Source organism: Halorubrum sp. CBA1125, from assembly GCF_009742825.1.
In the GTDB taxonomy this organism is placed as follows: Archaea; Halobacteriota; Halobacteria; order Halobacteriales; family Haloferacaceae; genus Halorubrum.
Window position 1 is genome coordinate 1 of the sequence record NZ_WPCE01000210.1, and the last position, 4,670, is coordinate 4,670.

The window sequence follows — 4,670 nt, forward strand, 5'->3', positions numbered from 1 at the left end:
ACGCCGACCCCGCCGTCGAGGCGATGCCGCACGCCGCCGGCGTGTCGCTGTCCGGAACCGGGCCGAGCGTCGTCGCCGTCGCGGACACGACCGATCCCGCGAGCGACCTCGACGCGGTCGCGGACGCTTGGGGTAACCGACCCGGAACGCTCCGCCGAACCACCACGCGAAACGACGGCGCCGCCGTCAGGTAACACCCATGAGTGACACACCGATCCCCGAGGAGATGAGCCTAGAGGAACTGCGCCGCGAGATCGAGGACATCGACCGCGAGATCGTCGAACTGATCGCCCGCCGCACCTACGTCGCGGACACAGTCGCCGCGGTGAAAGCCGAACAGGACCTGCCGACGACCGACGAGGGACAGGAGGAGCGCGTGATGGAGCGGGCGGGCGAGAACGCCGAACGGTTCGACGTCGACGCCAACTTGGTGAAGGCGATCTTTCGGCTCTTGATCGAGCTGAACAAGGTGGAGCAAAGAGAAAATCGGTAGCCACTGTCACGATATCGTGTATACACCAGTCACCCGATGCCACTCCGACATCGAGCGAGTATTTGCTGAAAGCCTGCGCCTGTCACGTTCAGGTGGTATTCAATCGAGTCCGAGGCTTAGTTTCAGTGCGTCGTCCACTTCGGTCATCGTTTCTCCGTCGAGACTTCCCGCGACCGAGTGAATCCGCCTTTCGACAGAAACGACTCGAATCTGGTCGAGACGGATAGAAGAGTCTTTTTCGAACGGAGAACCGTCTGCTCGGACGAGTACCTCGAAGGGGTAGCCACGATGCGTTCCAGTTGCGGGCGCGACGATGGTTGTACTGGAGTTTTGGTTTCCGATGTCGTTCTGGACGACCACCGCTGGTCGAGTCTTCTTCATCTCGTGTCCCTCGGCGGGGTCGAGGCGGACGATGACAACGTCTCCACGGCGAATCTCTACTCCCTCGCTCATTCATCCAGCCCAGCCCACGCTTCGTCCGACGCTTCGTCCCAGTCCTCGGCCAGCGTTTCCGCACTCTCGGAGGCCTCACGGTACGCGGTTGCCAGCTCCTCGTCGTCCGGACGGTCGGATTCGATATCGACGACGGCTACCGTGACACGTTTGTTCGCGTACTCCGTCCCGAGGTAGATTCGACCCCTGTCGTCCGTCTCCTTCGTCCGCAGATCTCGCGCCTCGACTTTCATCACGTCACCCACTATTACCCACTACAGAATAACTCTTGCCCACTATTACCCATTCTCATGGTTTCGCTCGCGACGTTACGGATTTCAGCTACTTGAACGAGGCGGAGCAGCGAGAAAGCCGTTAGAGCTCTCTCAGGCCGAGGCTGTATTCGAGGGCGGCATTGACTTCCTCCATTCGGGCGGTCGGAACGGAACCGACGTTGTCCGTAATGCGGTGCTCGATCGAAATCGTCCGAATCTGACTACAGAGCGCGACCGAATCTTCCCGAAGCGGGGATTCCGCGGCCGAGACGAGAACCTCGAACGGGTACAGTTTATCTCCTCGCGATGTCGTGAATGGAACGACGATAGTCGTCGGGGCGTTCTCGTTCCCGACATCGTTTTGGACGACCAGACACGGTCGTGTTCCTCGCTGCTCCGAACCCTCCGTCGGGTCGAGTTCGACGATGACGACATCTCCGCGGTGAACGTCCATCGATTACCACTCGGGAACGTCGCCGAGGTACTCGTCGGCCTCACGAGACACGCCATCCATCTCCTCGGCGAGGGCTTCGGATTCCGCTGCACGTCGCCGGTACCCCTCAGCGAGTTCCTCACGAGACAGGGGCTTCTCGATGATGATCTTCCCGTCTTTCTCGCGAACGAGTACCTCGTCGCCGCCGTGGATATCCAGTTTCTCTCGCAGTTCCTTCGGCAGGGTGACTTGTCCCCGTTCACCGACCTTCCGTTTCTCGCTCCGACTCATACATATTCATATCATATTCATATTCAAACCCCTTTCGCCTTCGAAAAGGTAGTCGAGAGGAGACAGACCATCGTTGACGTACGAAACCTTCGTTCAACTGGTACTGCCTACTCAGTCTAGGATCACTCCTCGTCGGTCGGTTCGAGTGAGATTCCGTCTTCCTCGACACCTTCGCAGTCTCTCTCGGCGGAGACCGTGTCCGTCGGCGTCGTGGACGATGGGAGTCTGTCGACCTCTCCCGGAACATAAGTGATCGCCGCCGAAACCGACACCCATGTCCCCGCGTTCGCTGCTCGTACGGCCCTCGAAGGGAACGATCCTGTCCGGACTCGCGGGCGGAGCGACACACGCGGGCCTCGCGGGCGTGCTCTGGCTCTGGTTCGGGTTCGCGACTCGGGGCACGACCGCGCCGTTCCTCCTGTACGTCGGCCTCGGAACTCTCGCAGTCGGGGCGATTCCGAGCGCGCTCTGGTCCGCCGAGCGGCTCCGCTCTCCGCTGCTCCTCGTCGTCGGGCTGTTCGTCGCGACGGCGTACGGTACGTGGGAGACGTCCGTCTCGCAGTCGCCGACGCGACCCCGGTCGGTCCGACGCCGTTCGGCTGGTACCTGCTCGGCTGGGTGGTCGTCCTCGGGATGGCACTCCTCGTCGGCGCGGTCGAGTTCGCGGTTCGTCGTCGAAGGGGACGAGGCCACGCGGATTCTGCCAGCCCCTGATACGGTGTACGAACGATCTTCCGCAGACGACAGATAGAGGCTGTCACGAGACCGACACGGGAGTCGTGCGACAGCCTGGCGGTACCGAAGTACGCGCGACCCTGCCGCGCTGCGTCCCGACGGACGGGACTACTCTCTGCCGCGACGCGTTTTCCGCTCGGCGACCCGCTTTGCGGCGTCGCTCAGGCCGTCCGCTGTCGGATCACCGTCGGTCGACTCGGACAGTTCGTCCCACTTCTCGTCGTCGCCATCCGCGGTATCGGAGCTGGCGGCCTCCCGGGCCTCCGAGTCGTCGGTCTCGGCAACCTCCGTCACGTCCGGCCGCTCGCCGTCACGCTCGACGCGTCGGGACCGGCGGTTGGGGGGTAGCTCCGCTCCGCGGACGGGACGAACGCCGTCTCGACCGCGCGGACGATCTCGCTGACGCTCTCCTCGTCGAGGCGGTCCGCGTACGCCTCGCGGATCAGGTCCGGAATCGCGTACGCGTAGTGTCCCCGGCCGGCGTGACGGATGAGCCCGGCCCGCCGGATCGGACGGTGGCGGCTGTAGGCGTGTCCGGCGTCTCCGTCGCCGCCGGCGTCGATGTGCGCGGCGACGGGGTCGCTGACGCCCTCGCGGCGGTAGTGTCGGAGCATACCCCGCGACAGGTCGGAGAGCGACTCGACGCGGCTCCGGAGCTCCTCGATGACCGCCTCGCGCGTGCCGAGCTCGACGGCCTCGTCGAACCGGAGCGCGCTCTCGGCGACGTCCGCGCGCGTCACGGGCTCGACGTCCTCGGGCGGCGCGGCTCCCGCGTCTCCGTCGGCGTCGCCGTCGCGGTCTGTGTCTCCGTGGGCGTCGTCGCGGTCCGGATCCCCGTCTGCATCACCGACCGGGACCGACTCCTCGTCCGCTCTCGCGTCGTCCGTCTCGGGGGACGTCTCGCCGTCGTATCCGTCGAGATCGGCCTGTTCGCGTTCCCGATCTCGGGCCTTCGCTGCCGCGACCGACCGCCCGTCGCCCCCGCGGTAGGGGGCCTCCGCCTTCCCGAGTAGCGCCTGGGCGAACTGGTCGGCCATGTCGCTCAGGTCGCGGGCCTCCTCCAGCTCGCGTTCGAGCTCGTGGATGCGCTGGCGCTTCTTCTCCAGCTCCTGTCTGAGATCGGCGAGCTCGGATTCGCGGCGGGCTTTCTCGTCGGAGATGGACTGGAGCTCGTCGACGAGGTCGCCGGAGACGGACTTGAGTTCGGGGCGCTCGAAGTCGTCGAGCCCGGGCGTCGCGCCCGCGTCGAACGTCTGCTTGCGGTGGAACTGGATCCGACGGATCGACTCGTCCCAGTCGGTCATCAGGAAGGCCTCCCCGTCGGCTAAGTCCTCGACGGCGTTCGCGTACTTCGATCCGAGGATCCGGCCGACGACCGTGGTGTCGTTGTCCCAGGTGAGCCGATGCCAGCAGAGCCAGTCGCACTGGGTGATGAAGTCCTTCTTCACGTCGGCGGGGCGCTGGCTGATCCCCACGATCCCGAGCCCGTGTTTCCGTCCGCGTTTCCCCACCTTGATCAGCATCTTCCCCGTCTCGTCCATCCCGCCCCCCTCCGGGATGTACTCGTGACACTCCTCGACGACGAGCAGGAAGGGCTTCTTCAGGCGTTTCTCCTTGGCGAACAGCTGTCTCGTGACCTCTAAGAGGAGTTCGTCGGCGGTGTCCTCCTCCAGGTAGCCCGAGACGTCGAGGATGATCGGCACGTTCTGCTCCAGCGCGAGGTTCGCCAGCTTCTCGGCGTGCTCCGGCGAGACGACGATGTCACACTCGTCGTCGGCGCCGGCGTGGAGTATCTCGTACTCCTCTTTGAGGCCGTAATACTCGCCGTCAGTGTCGACGATCATGACGGGGAATCCGTTGTCGAGGAGGTTCTCGATGACGACGGAGGCGGTGTTGCTCTTGCCGGAACCGCTTTTGCCGGTGATGAACGACCGCCCGGTGAGCACGTCCACGACCGGAAGCTCGACCGGGGACCCCGGCTCCGCCGTCGCGTCGCCGCCGATCCCCTCGC

8 protein-coding genes and 1 pseudogene are annotated in these 4,670 nt (G+C 64.7%); 3 read left to right on the forward strand and 6 right to left on the reverse strand.

All coding sequences use genetic code 11. The features are described 5' to 3' along the window. Positions 1 to 194 (forward strand): annotated as a pseudogene (locus GJ633_RS14175) (shikimate kinase); the annotation flags it as partial. Positions 195 to 199: 5 nt separating this feature from the next. Then, positions 200 to 493: a chorismate mutase gene (locus tag GJ633_RS14180; protein WP_156589334.1), complete on the forward strand. Its 294-nt coding sequence runs from the start codon at positions 200 to 202 to the stop codon at positions 491 to 493. A 99-nt stretch (positions 494 to 592) separates the two neighbouring features. On the opposite strand, the gene GJ633_RS14185 is transcribed toward GJ633_RS14180, so the two are convergent. From GJ633_RS14185 to GJ633_RS14200, 4 genes are all read right to left on the reverse strand, one after another. Continuing rightward, positions 593 to 946, reverse strand: coding sequence for a type II toxin-antitoxin system PemK/MazF family toxin (locus tag GJ633_RS14185; RefSeq protein WP_156589335.1), 354 nt, complete (start codon positions 944 to 946; stop codon positions 593 to 595). Then, positions 943 to 1,179 (reverse strand): hypothetical protein, encoded by a 237-nt coding sequence (locus GJ633_RS14190; protein ID WP_156589336.1) that lies wholly within the window; start codon positions 1,177 to 1,179, stop codon positions 943 to 945. Before GJ633_RS14190 ends, GJ633_RS14185 begins: the two co-directional genes overlap by 4 nt. A gap of 121 nt (positions 1,180 to 1,300) precedes the next feature. Next, a complete protein-coding gene (locus tag GJ633_RS14195) occupies positions 1,301 to 1,654 on the reverse strand; it encodes a type II toxin-antitoxin system PemK/MazF family toxin (RefSeq protein WP_156589337.1) in 354 nt (117 codons plus the stop codon). Positions 1,655 to 1,657: 3 nt separating this feature from the next. Next, complete coding sequence (locus GJ633_RS14200; protein WP_156589338.1) at positions 1,658 to 1,924, reverse strand: AbrB/MazE/SpoVT family DNA-binding domain-containing protein; 267 nt, start codon at positions 1,922 to 1,924, stop codon at positions 1,658 to 1,660. A 274-nt stretch (positions 1,925 to 2,198) separates the two neighbouring features. On the opposite strand from GJ633_RS14200, the gene GJ633_RS14205 reads away from it, so the two are divergent. Then, positions 2,199 to 2,675, forward strand: a complete 477-nt coding sequence (locus GJ633_RS14205; RefSeq protein ID WP_156589339.1) for a hypothetical protein — start codon at positions 2,199 to 2,201, stop codon at positions 2,673 to 2,675. Positions 2,676 to 2,767: 92 nt separating this feature from the next. On the opposite strand, the gene GJ633_RS18305 is transcribed toward GJ633_RS14205, so the two are convergent. Both GJ633_RS18305 and GJ633_RS14210 read right to left on the reverse strand, forming a co-directional pair. Continuing rightward, a complete protein-coding gene (locus GJ633_RS18305) occupies positions 2,768 to 2,953 on the reverse strand; it encodes a hypothetical protein (protein ID WP_321169097.1) in 186 nt (61 codons plus the stop codon). Continuing rightward, a partial coding sequence (locus GJ633_RS14210; RefSeq protein ID WP_394351166.1) for an ATP-binding protein occupies positions 2,950 to 4,670 on the reverse strand: 1,721 nt, incomplete at its 5' end. The genes GJ633_RS14210 and GJ633_RS18305, both read right to left, overlap by 4 nt.

Coding starts and splice junctions, on each gene's coding strand:
- GJ633_RS14195 (WP_156589337.1), bottom strand. CDS start 1,654: ATGGACGTTCACCGCGGAGATGTCGTCATCGTCGAACTCGACCCGACG.
- GJ633_RS14180 (WP_156589334.1), top strand. CDS start 200: ATGAGTGACACACCGATCCCCGAGGAGATGAGCCTAGAGGAACTGCGC.
- GJ633_RS14200 (WP_156589338.1), bottom strand. CDS start 1,924: ATGAGTCGGAGCGAGAAACGGAAGGTCGGTGAACGGGGACAAGTCACC.
- GJ633_RS14190 (WP_156589336.1), bottom strand. CDS start 1,179: ATGAAAGTCGAGGCGCGAGATCTGCGGACGAAGGAGACGGACGACAGG.
- GJ633_RS14205 (WP_156589339.1), top strand. CDS start 2,199: ATGTCCCCGCGTTCGCTGCTCGTACGGCCCTCGAAGGGAACGATCCTG.
- GJ633_RS14185 (WP_156589335.1), bottom strand. CDS start 946: ATGAGCGAGGGAGTAGAGATTCGCCGTGGAGACGTTGTCATCGTCCGC.